Source organism: Stenotrophomonas sp. HMWF003, assembly GCF_003061285.1.
Lineage (GTDB): Bacteria > Pseudomonadota > Gammaproteobacteria > Xanthomonadales > Xanthomonadaceae > Stenotrophomonas > Stenotrophomonas maltophilia_AP.
Map to the genome: position 1 here is coordinate 1 of NZ_QAIW01000315.1, position 1,358 is coordinate 1,358.

2 protein-coding genes are annotated in these 1,358 nt (G+C 70.5%); both read left to right on the forward strand.

From position 1 onward, the window contains the following. The coding region (locus tag DBR34_RS12890; RefSeq protein ID WP_146186837.1) for a DUF4136 domain-containing protein at positions 1-241 on the forward strand (241 nt) is incomplete at its 5' end. Between the two features lie 103 nt (positions 242-344). Beyond that, a partial coding sequence (locus DBR34_RS12895) for a BamA/TamA family outer membrane protein (RefSeq protein ID WP_128097087.1) occupies positions 345-1,358 on the forward strand: 1,014 nt, incomplete at its 3' end.

A 1,358-nucleotide genomic window follows, 5' to 3' on the forward strand; every position in this document is an offset into this window, starting at 1 on the left:
GGGCTGGCGCGGCGGCTGGGGCGGCGGCATGGCCATGGGCAGCGCCACCACCCAGGTGCATACCTACGATGTCGGCACGCTGGTAGTGGACATGTTCGATGCGCGGACCAAGCAGGCGGTCTGGCGTGGCACCGCCAGCGGCACCGTGCCGAGCTCGCCGGACAAGGTCAATGCCGCCGTCGACGCCGGCCTGGACAAGCTGTTTGCCGCCTATCCGCCCGGTGCCAGCGCCGCACGTTGAACGGCGCCGCAGGGCGTGATGGTTTCACCGCGCGGCGCCGCGCCGGGGTTCTCCCTCCCACCGGCGCGACGTCGCGCACCTTATGGCCATGCCGAGGTGACTGATGTCCACCCCCTACCGCGTGCTTGGCTGCCTGCTGCTCTGGCCCCTGCTGGCCTCGGCCCAGGCCGATGCCGACCCGGCGGTGCCGACCGTTGCCGCGGCACCGGCATCGGCGGCGCCATCGACCGGCATGCGCGGGATGTTCCGTGACAGCGAAGACGGCCGGTTCGACATGTCGCGCTGGCTGCTGGAGCACCGCGGCTTCCTGCCCGTGCCGATCATCATCACCGACCCGGCAGTAGGCAACGGGGGCGGCGTGGCACTGGCGTTCTTCCACAAGTCCGCCTCCACGGCGCCGCCGGACGGGGAGGGCGGCACGCCTAAAATGCCCACCCCGGACATCTACGGCGGCGGCGCGATGCGCACCGAGAACGGCAGCGAGGCCTACGGGGTGGGCGCATCCCTGCACTTCGACGACGACCGCTGGCGCTATCGCGGCGGGGTGGCCAAGACCTCGTTCAACCTGGGCTTCTACACGCCCGGCACGCGCCTGCCGGCCGCCGCGATCGAGTACAACGTCGACGGCGTGATGTCGTTCCAGCAGGGCTTCCGCCGCATCGGCGAGCGCGATCTGTTCGTTGGCCTGGCGTGGATCTACATGGACATGGACATCGGGTTCGACATTGCCTCCGACCGCGACCGCTTCCAGCCCCATGAGCTGGCCACGCGCAGCTCCGGGCTCGGGCTGTCGCTGGAATACGACACCCGCGACAACCCGTTCACCCCGTCGCGTGGCTGGCTGGGCATGATCGAGGGCAACTACTACCTGCCGGGCATTGGCAGCGACACGGCGTTCCAGAGCTACCGCGGGCATGCCTACGGCTACTGGCCCCTCGGGTCGCGGCTGGTGCTGGGCGGACGCGCCGACGCACGCTGGGCCAACGGTGACATACCGTTCTACCGCCTGCCGTACATCGACCTGCGCGGCATCGGTTCGGCCCGCTACCAGGACACCCGGGCGGCGGTGCTGGAGACGGAGCTGCGCTGGAACCTGACCCGGCGCTGGGCGCTGAGC